This is a genomic window from Rathayibacter sp. VKM Ac-2927 (assembly GCF_022815525.1).
GTDB lineage: Bacteria > Actinomycetota > Actinomycetes > Actinomycetales > Microbacteriaceae > Rathayibacter > Rathayibacter festucae.
Window position 1 is genome coordinate 582,309 of record NZ_JALGRT010000002.1, and the last position, 16,033, is coordinate 598,341.

Below are 16,033 nucleotides of genomic sequence, written 5' to 3' on the forward strand. Positions count from 1 at the left end.
ACCGTCGCGAGAACCCGGATCCCGCCTTGCCCACGACTCTCCACGGGTGCAGACTGGACACACACGGGCGGCAACGGCAACAGAGTTGCGCAACTACCGTTCGATGACGAACCGCGGAGCGATCCGCCGAGCACCCCGAGGACACCGATGACCGACCTCCCCCCGTCCACTCCCGCCAAGAGGGCGCTCGTCGTCCGCGGCGGCTGGGACGGCCACCAGCCCGTCGAGGCGACCGAGCTGTTCCTCCCCTTCCTCGCCGAGAACGGCTTCGAGGTGCGCGTCGAGGAGTCGACCGCCGTCTACGCCGACGAGGACTACCTGCGCACCGTCGACCTGATCGTGCAGTCCAACACCATGACCTCGATCGAGTGGCCCGAGTTCCTCGGCCTGCGCGCGGCCGTCGAGCGCGGCACCGGCCTGGCCGGCTGGCACGGCGGCATCGCCGACTCGTACCGCAACAACTCCGACTACCTGCAGCTGATCGGCGGCCAGTTCGTCTCGCACCCGGGCAAGCACCCGGACGAGCGCACCGGCGAGCAGTCGGACAACTACGTCCCGCACACGATCGAGATGACGGCCCTCGCCGCCGATCACCCGATCACGCAGGGCATCACCGACTTCGAGCTCACCACCGAGCAGTACTGGGTGCTGCACGACGACTACAACGACGTGCTCGCGACCACCACGCAGGCCGTCCGCGAGTGGGACCCGTGGCACCGCCCGATCACCTCCCCCGCCGTCTGGACCCGCCAGTGGGGCGAGGGCCGCATCTTCGTCTCGACCCCGGGCCACCGCGTCGAGATCCTCCAGGACGCCAACGTCCGCACCATCATCGAGAGGGGACTGCTGTGGGCCTCCCGCTGAGAGTCGGCATCATCGGAGTCGGGAAGATCAGCGAGCAGTACCTCGCGAACCTCCCGACCTTCCCCGGCCTCCGCCTCGTCGCGGTCGCCGACCTGAACACCGCGCGAGCGCAGGAGGTCGCCGACGAGCAGGGCGTCCGCGCCCTCTCGGTCGACGAGCTGATCGCCGACCCCGAGGTCGACGCGGTGCTCAACCTGACCATCCCCGCCGCGCACGTCGAGATCGGCACCCGCGCGCTGAAGGCCGGCAAGCACGTCTTCGCGGAGAAGCCGCTCGGCCTGAACCCCGCCGAGGCCGCGCCGATGCTCGACCTGGCCGAGGAGCTGGGCCTGCGCTTCGGCAGCGCCCCCGACACCGTGCTCGGCACCGGCGTGCAGACCGCGCGGCAGACGCTCGACTCCGGAGTGATCGGCACGCCGATCGCCGCGCAGGTGCACTGGGCCGCTCCCGGCCACGAGCGCTGGCACCCGGCGCCGGAGTTCTACTACCAGCCCGGCGGCGGCCCGCTGCTGGACATGGGCCCGTACTACCTGACCGCGCTGGTGCACTTCTTCGGCCCCGTCGTCCGGGTCACCGGTCTCGCGACCCGCTCGGACCGCCCGCGCACCATCGAGTCCGGCCCGCGCGCCGGCACGCCCATCCCCGTCTCGATCGACACGCACATCAGCGCGCTGCTCGAGCACGAGAACGGCGTCACCTCGACGGTGATGGTCAGCTTCGAGGTCTGGCGCACCCGCGCGCCGAAGTTCGAGATCTTCGGGACGGAGGGCACCATCGCCGTCCCCGACCCGAACATGTTCTCGGATCCGGTCGAGGTCGCGGTGCGCGACGAGGACTGGCGGGTCGTCCCCGACTCCGCCGGCGTCGTCGACACCGGGCGCGGCGTCGGTCTCGCCGACATCGCCGAGGCGATCGAGGAGGACCGGCCGCACCGCGCCTCCGGCCGCCTCGGGCTGCACGTCCTCGAGATCATGGACGCGATCCTCCGCTCGAGCGCCGAGAAGGCGGTCGTCGAGATCGAGTCCAGGGTGGAGCGGCCCGAGCTGCTCCCGCTGCGGACGGCCGCCGGCGAGCCGGTCGGCGACCCCGTCCGCGCCTGACACCGCCCGCGCCCGCAGGCACCACCCGAACCGTCCCGCGCCGGCCGCGACCTCTCCCTGGTCGCGGCCGGCGCGCCCCTTCCGAGGAGACCCCCGATGACAGCACCCCTCCGCGTCGCCATGATCGGCCACGCCTTCATGGGCCGCGCCCATGCCCAGGCCTGGCGGACCGCCCCGCGCTTCTTCGACCTGCCGCTGCAGCCCGAGCTCGCCGTGGTCGTCGGCCGCGACGCGGGCCGCGCGCGGGCCGCCGCCGAGAACTTCGGCGCTGCCGAGTCCTCGATCGACTGGCGCGCGGTGATCGCCCGCGACGACATCGACCTGATCGACATCTGCACCCCGGGCGACCAGCACGCCGAGATCGCGATCGCCGCCCTCGAGGCCGGCAAGCACGTGCTCTGCGAGAAGCCGCTCGCGCGCTCCGTTCCCGAGGCGCGGACGATGACCGAGGCGGCCGCCGCCGCGACCGGCTTCGCGATGTGCGGCTTCAGCTACCGCCGCACCCCGGCGCTCGCGCTCGCCAAGCGCTTCCTCGAGGAGGGCCGGCTCGGCGAGATCCGGCACGTCCGCGCGCAGTACCTGCAGGACTGGCTGAGCGACTCCGAGGGCCCGCTGACCTGGCGCCTCGACAAGGAGAGGGCCGGCTCCGGCGCCCTCGGCGACATCGGCGCGCACAGCATCGACACCGCGCAGTGGCTCACCGGGCAGACGATCGACGGCGTCTCGGCGATGCTGCGGACGTTCGTCACCGAGCGCCCGGTCCTGTCCGCGCAGGCCGGCCTCGGCGGTCGCGCCGAGGAGGGTGCCGAGCGCGGCCCGGTCACCGTCGACGACGCCGCGCTGTTCACCGCGACGCTCAGCGGAGGCGCCGTCGGCGTCTTCGAGTCGACCCGCGTCGCCACCGGCCGGAAGAACGCCAACCGCATCGAGATCAACGGCGAGACGGGCTCGATCGCCTTCGACTTCGAGCGGCTGAACGAGCTCGAGTACTACGACGCCCGCGACCCCGAGGACGCGCAGGGCTTCCGCACCATCCAGGTGACGGAGCCGGTGCACCCCTACGCCGCCGCCTGGTGGCCGACCGGGCACGGGCTCGGCTACGAGCACGTCTTCAGCCACCAGGTCGTCGACCTCGTCACGGCGATCGCCGAGGGCGTCCAGCCCACGCCGTCGTTCGCCGACGCCCTGCAGGTGCAGCAGGTGCTCGACGCCGTGGAGCGCAGCGCCGCGGACGGCTCCCGCCTCACGGCCGTCGCCTGACCGGGGCGTCCTGACGGAGACGCCCTGACGGAGGAGTCCCGACCGAGGAGTTCCGACGAGGCCGCCTCTCCGGGCGGTGGCTGCAGGGTCACCGCCCGGGGAGGCGGCCGATCGCGCCTCCGTCGAGTCCGTTCGCGGCCGTCCGACCCGACGCGTCGGCCCTCCTCCGATTCCCGACACGGCCGCGGACCCCTTTCGGGGGGAGGGAGGCCAGGGGACCCCGTAAACTGGGGACCTGGGGGGTCGAGTGGGTCCCCCGAGTGGGGGAGTGCTGCAGTGGGGATCGGTTTCCGGACCGCAGGAGAGCTGCGCGTCCTCGCGGGTGCTCGCCTGCACCCCGTCGTGGGCCCGGCCCTCAGCCGCTCCCGAGACCGCTCCCGGCTCTCGGCCGGGCTGTCGATGCCCAGCGGCCCCGGTCTCGTCCGGCCCTCGCCGCTGGCGCAGCCGTGGGAGGCGCCGCTCATCCGCCTGATCCGCGCGGGCGCCCCCGCCGCCGAGCTGCACGAGGCGACCGCCGCCTCCCCCGAGGGCTCGAAGCTCGCCGCCGTGATCGAGCTGGTCCGCGACGCGCTGTCGCGCCGGGAGGACGACCGCGCCCTCCGCCTCGCCGGCTGGCTGGTGCGGATGCGCTACGACCCGGCCGCCGATCCGTTCCTCCGCCGCTACGGGATCGTCCTCACGGCCCATCTGCCGCTCAGCGCCGGACTCGACATCGACGTCCCGCTCGACGCGACCGCGCTGCGCCTGCTCTTCGCCGAGCTCGCCGCCGCGGACGACCCGGCCGGCGCCACGGCCGCCGTCGAGACGCTGCCGCCGTCGACGCTGGCGGCCTCGACGCTCGCCTCGCTCTACTCCGCCCGGCGGCGCTGGGGCGACATGGCGCAGTTCTCGGCGCCGGTGGTCAACGTCGACGCCCCGTCCGCCGCGGTCCTCATCCGCCGCGGCGTCGCCCTGCGCGAGCTCGGCCTGATCGAGAGCGCCCTCGAGGCCTTCGACCGCGTGGTGCGCCCGAACGTCACGACCGCCCGCCCCGTCGAGCTCCGGATCGAGGCCCTCTACGAGCGGGCCAGCACCCACCTCGCCGACGGCCGGCGCGCCCCGGCCCGCCGCGACCTCGAGCGCGTCCTCGCCCAGTACCCCGAGAGCCCCGAGGCCCACGAGCTGATGGCCGCCGTCGGCCGCTGACCCGGCCGTCTCCGCCCCCACTCCTCAAAAGTTGCGGTAGTCGCACCCGGATACCGCAACTTCTGCTGAATAGGTGCCGTCCCCGGAACGTGTCGGCGAGTGACCCGCGCAGCGGGCAGCCCATGCTGATCGAGTAGCCCGCGCAGCGGGCGTATCGAGATCCCCCCGCCACGGACAACAGCAGGAAGGGGCGCCCCCGCGAACGGGAGCGCCCCTCACGCCGAGCCTTCGGCTCAGCCCTCGGCCTTCGAGGGCTTGCCCTCGGCGGGCAGCACCTCGACCGGGGTGTCGCGCGGATCCTCGCCCTCGGCCTGCGAGGGCTTGTCGGCCTGGTCGTCCGGGTCCTCGACGGGGCTCGGGGTCTGGTCGCTCATCGCAGTCCCTCCGGCTCGTCCGAGGTGGCGGACGGCTCGGGGTGCGCCTCGAACTCCATCCAGGCCCGGTCGAGCGAGGCCTGCGCCGAGGCGGGCTCGCTCGCGAAGTAGCCGTCGTAGATGGCGCGTCCGCCGTGCTCCGGCAGGTCGCCGCGGCCGGCGTAGGTCTGGGCGAGCTCGCCGACCTCGTCGTCCCTCTTCTCCTGGTCCCGCAACCACGCGGGGAAGGTCTGCGTCATGGTGACACCTCTCTCTCCTGCCTCCAGACAATCCCTCCGATCGGCGGGCTGCAAGCCCTTGCCCCGGACGTTCGCCCGCCGCGATCAGGGGCCGCGAGCACTGCGAGGATTCCGGTATGGACAGCAGCGAGCACCCCCGGCCGGACGTCACGACCGTCGACATCGTCGGTGGTGCCGAGCCGCTCGCGGTCGGGCTGCACGCGTACGACGGGGGCTGGGCGGAGGCGTTCCGCGAGCACCAGCGGCGGATCGCGCAGGCCCTCGCGGCGGTCGACGTCGCGATCGAGCACATCGGCTCCACCGCGGTGCCCGGCCTCGCGGCGAAGCCGATCATCGACGTCGCCGTCGCGGTCCCCGACATCACCGCGGAGGAGGACTACCTGGCCCCACTGCTCGCGGCCGGTTACCGGCTGCGCGTCCGCGAGCCCGGCCATCGCCTCGTCCGCACCCCGGAGCGGGACGTGCACGTGCACCTCTACGCCCGGGGCGACGCCGCGATCGAGGAGTACCTCCTGCTCCGCGACCACCTCCGGCGCGACGCGGCCGACCGCTCCCTCTACGAGGCGACCAAGCGCTCGCTGATGGAGCGGAGCTGGGCCGACATGAACGCCTACTCGGACGCCAAGACCGAGGTGATCGAGGCCATCAAGGCGAGGGCTCGAGCCGCACGCGGCGTCACAACGACGTCGGTCTCAACGCCGGCCTGAGCCCCGGTGCGTCGCCTCGCGCCGGTTCGCCGAACGGCGTCGCCCACCGCGCCGCCGTCGCGTGAGGCTGGACGGATGCATGCCGACGAGTACGCGTCCCCCGAGGAGCTCCCCGAGCCGCCGACGCTGGACGTCGTGACGCGGTTCTTCCGAGGTCCGCTCTTCACCCTCACGCCGCAGCCGTCCCTGGAGGAGTGGGTGTCCTCGGCCTCGGCGCGCGATGCGGGCGGGGTGATCCTCTTCGACGAGGCCTCGATCGGCTACACCTTCTGGCGCAACCCGGACGACCACGACGACCCCGCGAATCTCGAGGAGCTCGGCGGCCAGCCGAGGCCCTCGCTCGACGTCTCGCCAACGCATCCCGTGCCCGAGTGGATGGCGGAGATCGCCGCCCGGATGCCGTACCCCCAGCTCTGGGACGCGGTGCGGACGAGCGTGGCGGAGGAGCACTCGCCGTGGCAGAGCATCGAGTTCGCGCTCCTCGAGCACGTGAACCGCGTCCTGAGGAGCCGCCTCCGCAGCGAGCGCGCCGGTGGGAGCGACCCCGGCGAGCTCCTCGGCCCCGCGATGGACCTCGGCGTCGAGCACGGCGTCCCGCTCCTCCTCGACGGGCGGTGGGTCCCCGGCATCCGGATCGACACCGACCCGCACGTCCTCGGCGTCGGCGCCCACCTCGGCGACCGCTTCCTGACGGCCGTCGTCGAGCGCGACCGCCTCCCCCTCCTCGACTTCACCTTCGTCACCCGCCACGCCCGCACCTGAGCCCCTTTGCTGGTCGACCAGCCCGCTCCGCGGACCACATCATGCTGGTCGAGCACCCCGCTCCGCGGACCCCCCTCATGCTGGTCGAGCACCCCGCTCCGCGGGCGTATCGAGACCCGCCATCGCCGGACCTCCGCTCGCCGGCCCCCGCCCGCCGCCGCTTCGCGCCGGGTCACCGCCCGCCGTTGCGCCCGCTGCGCCGCCGCGGCACCCTCGGAGGATGTTCGCCGACGAGAGCGCCCGCCTCGAGGACGTCCCGGTCCCGCCGACCCTCGACGAGGTGGCGCGCGCCTTCCCGGGCCCGCTGTACGGCTTCGTTCCTCAGCCGTCGCTCGAGCCGTGGACGTCCGGCACGTCGTCGAGCTCCTCCGGCGGACGCGTCGAGATCGAGTCCGTGGCGATCGGCTACACGCTCTGGCTGAACCCGGACGACCACGACGACCCCGCCGACCTCGCGGAGCTCGACGACGAGCAGCGCGCCTCGCTCGACGCCCCGCCGGTGCGCCCGCTGCCCGACTGGATGACCGCGATCAAGGCCCGGATGCGCTACCCGTGGCTGTGGGAGGCGGTGCGGACGACCGTCGCGCACGAGCCCGCCCCGCCGTGGCACTCGGCCGAGAGTGTGCTCGTCGAGCACGTGAACCACGTCCTGAGGAACCGGTTCCACGCCGAGCGCGTCCGCGGCCGGCTCCCCGGCGAGCTGCTCGGCCCCGCGACCGAGAAGTGCGTCGAGCACGACGTCCCGCTCCTCCTCGACGGCCGCCCGGTCCCCGGACTCCGGATCGACACCGACGCGCACGTCCTCGGCGTCGGCGCCGACCTCGGCGACCGCGTCCTGACGGCCGTCGTCGAGCGCGACCGCCTCCCCCTCCTCGACCTCGCCTTCGCCACCCACCGCGCGCCCGCCTGAGCGCCCCTCTTCTGCTGGTCGAGCGACCCGCTTCGCGCCGGTCGAGCAGCCCGCTCCGCGGGTGCATCGAGCGGGGAAGCCGCTTCGCGTCTCGGTGGTGAGCGAAAGGACGCGGCTGCGCCCCGTCATGGTGGTCGAGTAGCCCCGAAGGGGCGTATCGAGACCCGCCGTCATCAGCAGGGCGGATCTGCAGACTCGTCCTTCTGGCCCTGGTGGATCTCGATGCGCCCGCTCCGCGGGCTACTCGATCAGCACGGCTTCCCATCACCAGGAGCCGTCTCCGCGGAACGCACGTGCCTGCGAGTTCGGGTCTCGATGCGCCCCCGCGGGCCCGCTCAGCCGCCGTGCAAGCGCATACCCGCCCCCTCCCCGCGCTCGGCGGCCGGAACCGCCCCCGCGCGGGAGTACCGTGACGCCATGACAGCGCAGGACGACATCGGTGCGGAGCAGGCGCCCGCCAAGGACTTCTCGCACGAGCAGGAGGGCTACCAGCACGGTCTGAAGCCCCGCCAGCTCCAGATGATCGCGATCGGCGGAGCGATCGGAACCGGGCTCTTCCTCGGCGCCGGCGGCCGCCTCAACTCCGCCGGCCCGGCCCTCGCGATCGCCTACCTCGTCGCCGGCGTCTTCGCCTTCTTCATCCTCCGCGCCCTCGGCGAGCTGGTCCTGCACCGCCCGTCGTCGGGGTCGTTCATCTCCTACGCCCGCGAGTTCTACGGCGAGAAGTTCGCCTACGCGGCCGGCTGGATGTACTTCCTCAACTGGGCGATGACCTCGATCGTCGACACCACCGCCGTCGCCGTCTACCTCAAGTACTGGTCGGCCTTCACCGCGGCGCCGCAGTGGCTCCTCGCCCTCATCGCGCTGCTCGTCGTCCTCGCCGCGAACATGGTCGCGGTCAAGGTCTTCGGCGAGCTCGAGTTCTGGTTCGCGCTGATCAAGGTGACGGCGCTGGTCGCCTTCCTCGTCGTCGCGCTGATCTGGCTCGTCTTCGCCTTCCCGGTGCAGGCCGGCGGCGAGACCGTGCAGACCGGCGTCTCGATCCTCTCGGACAACGGCGGCATCCTCCCCAACGGCCTGCTACCCGCGGTCCTGGTGATGCAGGGCGTCGTCTTCGCCTACGCCGCGATCGAGCTGGTCGGCACCGCCTCCGGCGAGACGCAGGACACCGAGAAGGTCATCCCGCGCGCGATCAACTCGGTGATCTTCCGGATCGCGATCTTCTACGTCGGCTCGATCGTCCTGCTCTCGCTGCTGCTCCCCTACACCGCCTACAAGGAGGGCGAGAGCCCCTTCGTCACCTTCTTCTCCTCGATCGGCGGGCCCGAGGTCGGCACCATCGCGGGCTCGATCATGAACTTCGTGGTGCTCACCGCGGCCCTCTCCTCCCTCAACGCCGGCCTCTACTCCACCGGTCGCGCGCTGCACTCGATGGGCATGAACGGCTCCGCCCCGAAGTGGACGACGCGGATGTCGAAGGGCGGCGTCCCCTACGCGGGCATCCTGCTCACCGCGACCTTCACGGTGGCGGGCGTGGTGCTCAACTACTTCGTGCCGAGCCAGGCGTTCGAGATCGCGTTGAACATCGCGAGCCTGGGCATCATCACGGCGTGGGGCACGATCATCCTCTGCCAGATGCGGCTGCGGCAGTGGGCGAAGAAGGGCCTCGCGAAGGAGCCGTCCTTCAAGCTCCCCGGCGCTCCGGTCACCTCCTGGCTGACCCTCGTCTTCCTGGCCGTGGTGCTGGTGCTGATGGCGATCGACTTCCCGGTCGGCACGCTCACCATCGCCTCGCTGGTGATCATCGTCCCGCTGCTGGTGGCGGGCTGGTTCCTGCAGCGCGGCCGCATCCTGCGGATCGCGGAGCTGCGCGACGGAGTGACGGGGCCATTCCCGGTGACCGGTCGCGACCCGTCCGCCCAGGTGCGGCGCGACCGCGACGGCGAGAGCTGAGGCCCGCCGGACCGGCGCCCCGCCCGCGCGCCCACCGTTACTCTCGATCGCGCGGGCGCCCACGCGCCGGCGGAACGGGAGCGGCATGGCCACGGTGGACTCCGCGGAGCGGCGCGCGCGCCTGATCGAGCTGCTCGAGCGCGACGGCGCGATCCGCCTCGACGACGCGGCGGCCGAGCTCGACGTGTCGACGATGACCGTGCGCCGCGATCTGGCCGACCTCGAGGCGGAGGGCCGGCTCAGCCGGGTCCGCGGCGGCGCGGTCGCCGCGCTCCGCCCCCGCCCCTTCGCCGAGCGCCTGGCCGCGGGCGCCGCCGCCAAGCGCGAGATCGCGCGCAAAGCCGTCGCGCTGCTGCCCGACTCCGGCGCGATCGCGGTCGACGCCTCCTCGACGGCCGGAACCCTGCTCGCCGCCGCCCCGGAGTCGCCGCGGCTGCTGATCGCGACCAACTCACTGGAGAACCACGCCTCGGCCCGCGCCACCCGCGCCCGGGTCGTCCTGATCGGCGGCGAGCTCCAGGCCGAGACCGACAGCTTCGTCGGCCCGCTCGCCTGCGCCGGCGCGGCCGAGCTGCACTACGACCGCTTCTTCACCTCCGCCTCGGCCGTCACCCGCGCGGGCACGAGCGAGGTGACGCTCGAGGAGGCGCAGGTGAAGCGCGTGCTCGTCGCCGCCTCGGCCGAGACGGTGCTGCTGGTCGACTCGTCCAAGCTCGAGCGCACGGCCCTCGCCCGCGCGCTCGACTGGGACGCGATCGCGGTGCTCGTGACCGAGCTCGACCCCGCGGACGAGCGACTCGACCCGTTCCGCGGCCTCGCCGACGTGCGCTGACGAGCATTGACCGGAACGAGTCGGCCTGTTAGCTTCTGTGATAGTTAACACACTCGTTCAATCAGACGGAGAAGTCATGGCAGCCTCGACCGCCGCAGAGCTCATCGCCCGCTCGAACCGCCTCGGGGCCGACCCGCGCAACACGAACTACGCGGGCGGCAACACCTCCGCGAAGGGCGTCGAGACCGATCCGGTCACCGGCGAGCCCGTCGAGCTGCTCTGGGTCAAGGGCTCCGGCGGCGATCTCGGCACGCTGAAGGAGTCGGGCCTCGCGGTCCTCCGCATGGACCGCCTCCGCGCGCTCGTGAACGTCTACCCCGGCGTCGACCGCGAGGACGAGATGGTCGCCGCGTTCGACTACACGCTGCACGGCAAGGGCGGCGCCGCCCCCTCGATCGACACCGCGATGCACGGCCTCGTCGACGCCGCGCACGTCGACCACCTGCACCCCGACTCCGGCATCGCCTTCGCGACCGCCGCCGACGGCGAGCGCCTCACCGCGGAGGCCTTCGGCGGCACCGTCGCCTGGGTCCCGTGGCGCCGCCCCGGCTTCCAGCTCGGCCTCGACATCGCCGCGATCAAGGAGGCGAACCGCGAGGTCATCGGCGCGATCCTCGGCGGCCACGGCATCACCGCCTGGGGCGACACCAGCGAGGAGGCGGAGGCGAACTCGCTCCGCATCATCGAGACCGCGAGCGCGTACATCGCCGAGCACGGCCGCCCCGAGCCCTTCGGCCCCGCCCTCGACGGCTACGCCGCCCTCCCCGAGGAGGAGCGCCGCGCCAAGGCCGCCGCCCTCGCCGCCCACCTGCGCTCGATCGCCTCGCACGACCGCCCCCAGGTCGGCCACTTCACCGACTCCGCCGAGGTCCTCGACTTCCTCGCGAGCACCGAGCACCCGCGCCTGGCCGCGCTCGGCACCTCCTGCCCCGACCACTTCCTCCGCACCAAGGTGAAGCCGCTGCTCGTCGACCTGCCGGCCACGGCCACCGTCGAGGAGATCGTCGAGCGCCTCCCCGCGCTGCACGAGGCCTACCGCGCCGACTACCAGGCCTACTACGACGCACACGCCACGCCCGAGAGCCCCGCGATCCGCGGCGCCGACCCGCTGATCGTGCTCGTGCCCGGCGTGGGCATGTTCTCCTACGGCGCGAACAAGCAGACCGCCCGCGTCGCCGGCGAGTTCTACGTCAACGCGATCAACGTGATGCGCGGCGCCGAGGCCATCTCGACCTACGCGCCGATCGACGAGGCCGAGAAGTTCCGCATCGAGTACTGGGCGCTCGAGGAGGCGAAGCTGCAGCGGATGCCGAAGCCCAAGCCCCTGGCCTCCCGCATCGCGCTGGTCACCGGCGCCGCCTCCGGCATCGGCAAGGCCATCGCCACCCGCCTCGCCGCCGAGGGCGCCTGCGTCGTCGTCGCCGACCTCGATCTCGCCAAGGCGCAGGCCGCGGCGGCCGAGCTCGGCTCGACCGACGTCGCGGTGGGAGTGGCGGCGAACGTCTCCGACGCCGCCGCCGTGAAGGCCGCGATCGACGCCACCGTGCTCGCCTTCGGCGGTCTGGACCTGGTGGTCAACAACGCCGGCCTCTCGCTCTCGAAGTCGCTCTTCGACACCACCGAGGCCGACTGGGACCTCCAGCACGACGTGATGGCGAAGGGCTCGTTCCTCGTCTCGCAGGCCGCGGCCCGCGTGCTCGTCGACCAGAAGCTCGGCGGCGACATCGTCTACATCTCCTCGAAGAACTCGGTCTTCGCCGGCCCGAACAACATCGCCTACTCCGCGACCAAGGCCGACCAGGCCCACCAGGTGCGCCTGCTGGCCGCCGAGCTCGGCGAGCACGGCATCAAGGTCAACGGCATCAACCCCGACGGCGTCGTCCGCGGCTCCGGCATCTTCGCCTCCGGCTGGGGCGCGAACCGCGCCAAGACCTACGGCATCGACGAGGAGGACCTGGGCGCGTTCTACGCCAAGCGCACCATCCTCAAGCGCGAGGTCGTCCCGGAGAACGTCGCCAACGCGGTGTTCGCGCTCTGCACTTCCGACTTCTCGCACACGACGGGGCTGCACGTTCCCGTTGACGCGGGCGTGGCTGCGGCCTTCCTGCGATGACATCGTCATCGCGGGAACGCCGCAGCATCGCCCGAAAGGCGGCAGCCCTCGGCCCGGAAGACCGTGGAGCCCGACGGCGACCCTCAATGGGTCGCATCCCGCCGAAGGCGTCCATCGAAGGGACCCTCCGATGAAGGCCGTCGCGGCGGTCGACCTCGGCGCCACCAGCGGGCGCGTCATCCTCGGCTACGTCGGCCACGACGAGCTGCGGATGCGGCACGTCGCGCGCTTCCCGAACCAGCCGGTCCGCGTCCAGGAGGGCGCCGAGTCCGCGCTGCACTGGAACATCCTCGAGCTGCACCGCTCGCTGACGACCGGGCTGACCAACGCGCTCCGCGACGAGCCCGAGGTCGTCTCGATCGGCGTCGACTCCTGGGCCGTCGACTACGCCCTGCTCCGCCGGGGCCGGATGCTCGGCGCGCCGTACCACTACCGCGACGAGCGGACCGCGCGCGGCGTCGCCGACGTGCACGCACGGATCGGCGCCGAGGAGCTCTACGCGCGCAACGGACTGCAGCACCTGCCGTTCAACACGCTGTTCCAGCTCGCCGCCGAGCGCGACGTGCTCGCCCTCGCCGACCAGGCGCTGCTCGTCCCGGACCTGATCGGCTACTGGCTGACCGGCGTGGCCGCGACCGAGATCACCAACGCCTCCACCACGGGTCTGCTCGACCCGCACACCCGCGCGTGGGACCACGAGCTCCTCACGCGCCTCGATCTGCCGCTCGGGATCCTCGCGCCCCTGATCGAGCCGGGCTCCCGGCTCGGCTCGCTCCTGCCCGCCGTCGCCGCCGAGCTCGGCGCCCCGGCCGGGCTCGGCGTCGTCGCCGTCGGCTCGCACGACACGGCCTCGGCCGTCGTCGCCGTGCCGGCCGCTGACGAGGACTTCGCGTACATCTCCAGTGGCACCTGGTCGCTCGTCGGCGTCGAACTCGAGGAGCCGGTGGTCTCGCTGGAGGGTCGGGCCGCCAACTTCACCAACGAGGGCGGCGTCGACGGGCGAGTCCGATTCCTGAAGAACGTCTCCGGGCTGTGGCTGCTCTCGGAGTCGATCCGCACCTGGGAGCGCAGCACCGGCGAGCAGATCGACCTCGCCGAGCTGCTGCGCCAGGCCGCGGCGATCCGCGGACCGATCACGACCTTCGACCCCGCGGACGAGCGCTTCCTCGCCCCCGGCAACATGCCCGGCCGGATCGTCGAGTGGTGCGTCGAGCGCGGTCTCGCGCAGCCGCGCACCCGCCCCGAGTTCGTCCGCTCGATCCTGGAGTCGCTCGCCGAGGCCTACGCGAGCACCCTCGCCGATGCCGTCCGGCTGAGCGGCAAGCACGTCCGCACGATCCACGTCGTCGGCGGCGGCTCGCAGAACGAGCTGCTCTGCCAGCTGACCGCCGACCGCACCGGGCTCCCGGTCGAGGCCGGTCCCAGCGAGGCCACGGCGATCGGGAACATCATCGTCCAGGCCCGCGCGCAGGGTCTCGTCTCCGGCTCGCTCGAGTCGCTGCGCGCCCTCGTGCGCCGGGCGTTCCCGCCGACGCGCTACGAACCCCGTCCCTCCTCCCCCGAGAAAGGCTGACCAGCATGGTCCAGCGCCAATTCCCGAAGCCCGTCGAGCTGCTCGAGTACCTCAGCTTCAAGAAGCCCGAGCTCGACGGCCGCAAGCGCCGCCTCGACGCCGCTCTCACCATCGAGGACCTCCGCTCGATCGCGAAGCGCCGCACCCCGAAGGCCGCGTTCGACTACACCGACGGCTCCGCGGAGGGCGAGATCTCGATCGCCCGCGCCCGCCAGGCGTTCGAGGACGTCGAGTTCCACCCGCAGGTGCTCCGCGACGTCGCCGCCGTCGACACCACCGCGACCGTCCTCGGCGCGCCCTCCGCCATGCCGTTCGGGATCGCGCCGACCGGCTTCACCCGCCTGATGCAGACCGAGGGCGAGACCGCCGGAGCCGGAGCGGCCGCCGCCGCGGGCATCCCGTTCACCCTCTCCACGCTCGGCACCACCTCGATCGAGAACGTGAAGAAGGCCAACCCGCACGGCCGGAACTGGTTCCAGCTCTACGTCATGCGCGACCGCGAGATCTCCTACGGCCTCGTCGAGCGCGCCGCCGCCGCCGGCTACGAGACCCTGTTCTTCACCGTGGACACCCCCGTCGCCGGCGCCCGCCTGCGCGACAAGCGCAACGGCTTCTCCATCCCGCCGCAGCTCACCGTCGGCACCGTCCTCGACGCCCTCCCCCGCCCGTGGTGGTGGTTCGACTTCCTCACCACGCAGAAGCTCGAGTTCGCGTCCCTCAGCGCGACCGGCGGCACCGTCGGCGACCTGCTCGACCTCGCCATGGACCCCACCATCAGCTTCGAGGACCTCAAGGTGATCCGCGAGATGTGGCCCGGCAAGCTCGTCATCAAGGGCGTGCAGAGCGTCGAGGACGCCCACAAGTTCGCCGACTTCGGTGTCGACGGCATCGTCCTCTCCAACCACGGCGGCCGCCAGCTCGACCGCGCCCCCATCCCCTTCCACCTCCTCCCCAAGGTCGTCCGCGAGGTCGGCACCGACACCGAGGTCATGGTCGACACCGGCATCATGAACGGCGCCGACATCGTCTCCTCCATCGCCCTGGGAGCGAAGTTCACCCTCATCGGCCGCGCCTACCTCTACGGCCTCATGGCCGGCGGCCGCCAGGGCGTCGATCGCACGATCGCGATCCTCTCCGACCAGATCGTCCGCACCATGAAGCTCCTCGGCGCCCACTCCCTCGAGGAGCTCACCCCCGCCCACGTCACCCAGCTCGAGCGCCTGCAGCCCCGCCCCCGCGCCTGACCCGGGAAGCATGCTGGTCGAGTAGCCGCGGAACGCGGCGTATCGAGATCCGCCGTCGCCAGCAGAGCGGGTCTGCGGACCTGTCTTCTGACGGTGGTGGATCTCGATACGGCCGCAGTGCGGCCTACTCGATCAGCATGCATGGACTGACACCTTCGGCGCTGCAGGCCCTCTCTTGCTGGTCGAGTAGCCGCCGCAGGCGGCGTATCGAGACCCACGCGGTCAGCACGGAGGATCTCGATACGCCCGCTCCGCGGCCTACTCGATCAGCAGAAGGGGCCGACCCGCACTCAGCCTCTTGCCAGGTACACCCGCAGCCCGCTACGGTCGACGAACGCCACCACGAAAGGAGCCGACCATGACGAACGCGCCGCACTTCACCACCGCCGGCTTCTTCGGCGCCCTCTCCGACTGACCGGTCGAGCCTCCCGCTCGTCATCGCTCAGACGGTGACGGCGCAGAAGAAGCTCCCGGTCCCGCGGCACCGCCGCACGGACCGTCGTCCCGTCCCCGACCCGATACCGGGTCCTGCGCGCCGCCCCTCCGGCGGCCGCTCCGCGCGCTCCGAGCGCGCTCCTCGCCGCGCCCACCAGGCGCTCTCCGGCGCGCCCGCGCGCCAGCCGCCCGGCACCGACCGGGCCCCGCACGAAGGACACCATCGTGAACACCGCAGCGACACTCGTCGCCCGCCTCCCCCGACCCCGACTCGCCCGCCTGCTCGACCGCCTCGCGCTCCGCGCGGGCATCGCCCTCGTGGCGTGGAGCACCCGGGAGCGCCGCCTCCCGCCCACCCACGCGGAGGTCGCCGCCCTCCGCCACGAGCGCGCCGCCCTCGAGGACCGCGAGCGCCGCACCGCACTCCTGCGCACCCCGCGCTGACCCCGCCACAACGCAGAAGTTGCGGTAGTCGCACGCGA

Annotated in this window: 15 protein-coding genes; 13 read left to right on the top strand and 2 right to left on the bottom strand. The window is 72.7% G+C overall.

Annotation, left to right across the window (positions count from 1 at the left end; all coding sequences use genetic code 11):
• The first annotated feature begins 147 nt into the window (after positions 1–147).
• The 4 genes from MT353_RS07910 (at position 148) to MT353_RS21915 (ending at position 4,409) form a co-directional block, all read left to right on the top strand.
• A complete protein-coding gene (locus tag MT353_RS07910; RefSeq protein WP_243624047.1) occupies positions 148–864 on the top strand; it encodes a ThuA domain-containing protein in 717 nt (238 codons plus the stop codon).
• On the top strand, positions 849–1,964 hold the full coding sequence (locus MT353_RS07915) for a Gfo/Idh/MocA family protein (RefSeq protein WP_123736351.1): 1,116 nt from the start codon (positions 849–851) through the stop codon (positions 1,962–1,964). The genes MT353_RS07910 and MT353_RS07915 overlap by 16 nt, the downstream gene beginning before the upstream one ends.
• 96 nt (positions 1,965–2,060) lie before the next feature.
• On the top strand, positions 2,061–3,224 hold the full coding sequence (locus MT353_RS07920) for a Gfo/Idh/MocA family protein (protein ID WP_243624048.1): 1,164 nt from the start codon (positions 2,061–2,063) through the stop codon (positions 3,222–3,224).
• Between the two features lie 276 nt (positions 3,225–3,500).
• Positions 3,501–4,409 carry a tetratricopeptide repeat protein gene (locus MT353_RS21915; protein ID WP_243598072.1) on the top strand — a complete coding sequence of 303 codons (909 nt, stop codon included), beginning with the start codon at positions 3,501–3,503 and terminating at the stop codon, positions 4,407–4,409.
• 233 nt (positions 4,410–4,642) lie between these two features.
• Here MT353_RS21915 and MT353_RS07930 read toward each other — a convergent pair whose 3' ends face one another.
• On the bottom strand, positions 4,643–4,783 hold the full coding sequence (locus MT353_RS07930) for a hypothetical protein (protein WP_159421935.1): 141 nt from the start codon (positions 4,781–4,783) through the stop codon (positions 4,643–4,645).
• Positions 4,780–5,022: a hypothetical protein gene (locus MT353_RS07935; protein WP_123706469.1), complete on the bottom strand. Its 243-nt coding sequence runs from the start codon at positions 5,020–5,022 to the stop codon at positions 4,780–4,782. Before MT353_RS07935 ends, MT353_RS07930 begins: the two co-directional genes overlap by 4 nt.
• 116 nt (positions 5,023–5,138) lie before the next feature.
• Between MT353_RS07935 and MT353_RS07940 the strand changes: the two genes are divergently transcribed.
• The 9 genes from MT353_RS07940 to MT353_RS07980 all read left to right on the top strand — a co-directional run bounded on the left by MT353_RS07940 (position 5,139) and on the right by MT353_RS07980 (position 15,995).
• Positions 5,139–5,729, top strand: coding sequence for a GrpB family protein (locus tag MT353_RS07940; RefSeq protein WP_243616121.1), 591 nt, complete (start codon positions 5,139–5,141; stop codon positions 5,727–5,729).
• Between the two features lie 75 nt (positions 5,730–5,804).
• The gene (locus MT353_RS07945) at positions 5,805–6,491 is read left to right on the top strand and encodes a hypothetical protein (RefSeq protein WP_243624049.1); all 687 of its coding nucleotides are present in this window, start codon (positions 5,805–5,807) and stop codon (positions 6,489–6,491) included.
• Between the two features lie 220 nt (positions 6,492–6,711).
• Positions 6,712–7,401, top strand: a complete 690-nt coding sequence (locus MT353_RS07950) for a hypothetical protein (protein ID WP_243624050.1) — start codon at positions 6,712–6,714, stop codon at positions 7,399–7,401.
• 417 nt (positions 7,402–7,818) lie between these two features.
• Positions 7,819–9,354, top strand: coding sequence for an amino acid permease (locus MT353_RS07955; RefSeq protein WP_243616124.1), 1,536 nt, complete (start codon positions 7,819–7,821; stop codon positions 9,352–9,354).
• 85 nt (positions 9,355–9,439) lie between these two features.
• Complete coding sequence (locus tag MT353_RS07960; RefSeq protein WP_243598067.1) at positions 9,440–10,186, top strand: DeoR/GlpR family DNA-binding transcription regulator; 747 nt, start codon at positions 9,440–9,442, stop codon at positions 10,184–10,186.
• Between the two features lie 76 nt (positions 10,187–10,262).
• Positions 10,263–12,299: a bifunctional aldolase/short-chain dehydrogenase gene (locus MT353_RS07965; protein ID WP_243624051.1), complete on the top strand. Its 2,037-nt coding sequence runs from the start codon at positions 10,263–10,265 to the stop codon at positions 12,297–12,299.
• A gap of 130 nt (positions 12,300–12,429) precedes the next feature.
• The gene (locus MT353_RS07970) at positions 12,430–13,872 is read left to right on the top strand and encodes a rhamnulokinase family protein (RefSeq protein ID WP_243624052.1); all 1,443 of its coding nucleotides are present in this window, start codon (positions 12,430–12,432) and stop codon (positions 13,870–13,872) included.
• 5 nt (positions 13,873–13,877) lie between these two features.
• Positions 13,878–15,116: an alpha-hydroxy acid oxidase gene (locus MT353_RS07975; protein ID WP_243624053.1), complete on the top strand. Its 1,239-nt coding sequence runs from the start codon at positions 13,878–13,880 to the stop codon at positions 15,114–15,116.
• 660 nt (positions 15,117–15,776) lie between these two features.
• Entirely contained in the window at positions 15,777–15,995 is a 219-nt protein-coding gene (locus MT353_RS07980) for a hypothetical protein (protein WP_243600615.1), read from the top strand.
• Positions 15,996–16,033 lie beyond the last annotated feature (38 nt).

Coding starts and splice junctions, on each gene's coding strand:
- MT353_RS07910 (WP_243624047.1), top strand. CDS start 148: ATGACCGACCTCCCCCCGTCCACTCCCGCCAAGAGGGCGCTCGTCGTC.
- MT353_RS07920 (WP_243624048.1), top strand. CDS start 2,061: ATGACAGCACCCCTCCGCGTCGCCATGATCGGCCACGCCTTCATGGGC.
- MT353_RS07930 (WP_159421935.1), bottom strand. CDS start 4,783: ATGAGCGACCAGACCCCGAGCCCCGTCGAGGACCCGGACGACCAGGCC.
- MT353_RS07935 (WP_123706469.1), bottom strand. CDS start 5,022: ATGACGCAGACCTTCCCCGCGTGGTTGCGGGACCAGGAGAAGAGGGAC.
- MT353_RS07940 (WP_243616121.1), top strand. CDS start 5,139: ATGGACAGCAGCGAGCACCCCCGGCCGGACGTCACGACCGTCGACATC.
- MT353_RS07945 (WP_243624049.1), top strand. CDS start 5,805: ATGCATGCCGACGAGTACGCGTCCCCCGAGGAGCTCCCCGAGCCGCCG.
- MT353_RS07950 (WP_243624050.1), top strand. CDS start 6,712: ATGTTCGCCGACGAGAGCGCCCGCCTCGAGGACGTCCCGGTCCCGCCG.
- MT353_RS07955 (WP_243616124.1), top strand. CDS start 7,819: ATGACAGCGCAGGACGACATCGGTGCGGAGCAGGCGCCCGCCAAGGAC.
- MT353_RS07960 (WP_243598067.1), top strand. CDS start 9,440: ATGGCCACGGTGGACTCCGCGGAGCGGCGCGCGCGCCTGATCGAGCTG.
- MT353_RS07965 (WP_243624051.1), top strand. CDS start 10,263: ATGGCAGCCTCGACCGCCGCAGAGCTCATCGCCCGCTCGAACCGCCTC.
- MT353_RS07970 (WP_243624052.1), top strand. CDS start 12,430: ATGAAGGCCGTCGCGGCGGTCGACCTCGGCGCCACCAGCGGGCGCGTC.
- MT353_RS07975 (WP_243624053.1), top strand. CDS start 13,878: ATGGTCCAGCGCCAATTCCCGAAGCCCGTCGAGCTGCTCGAGTACCTC.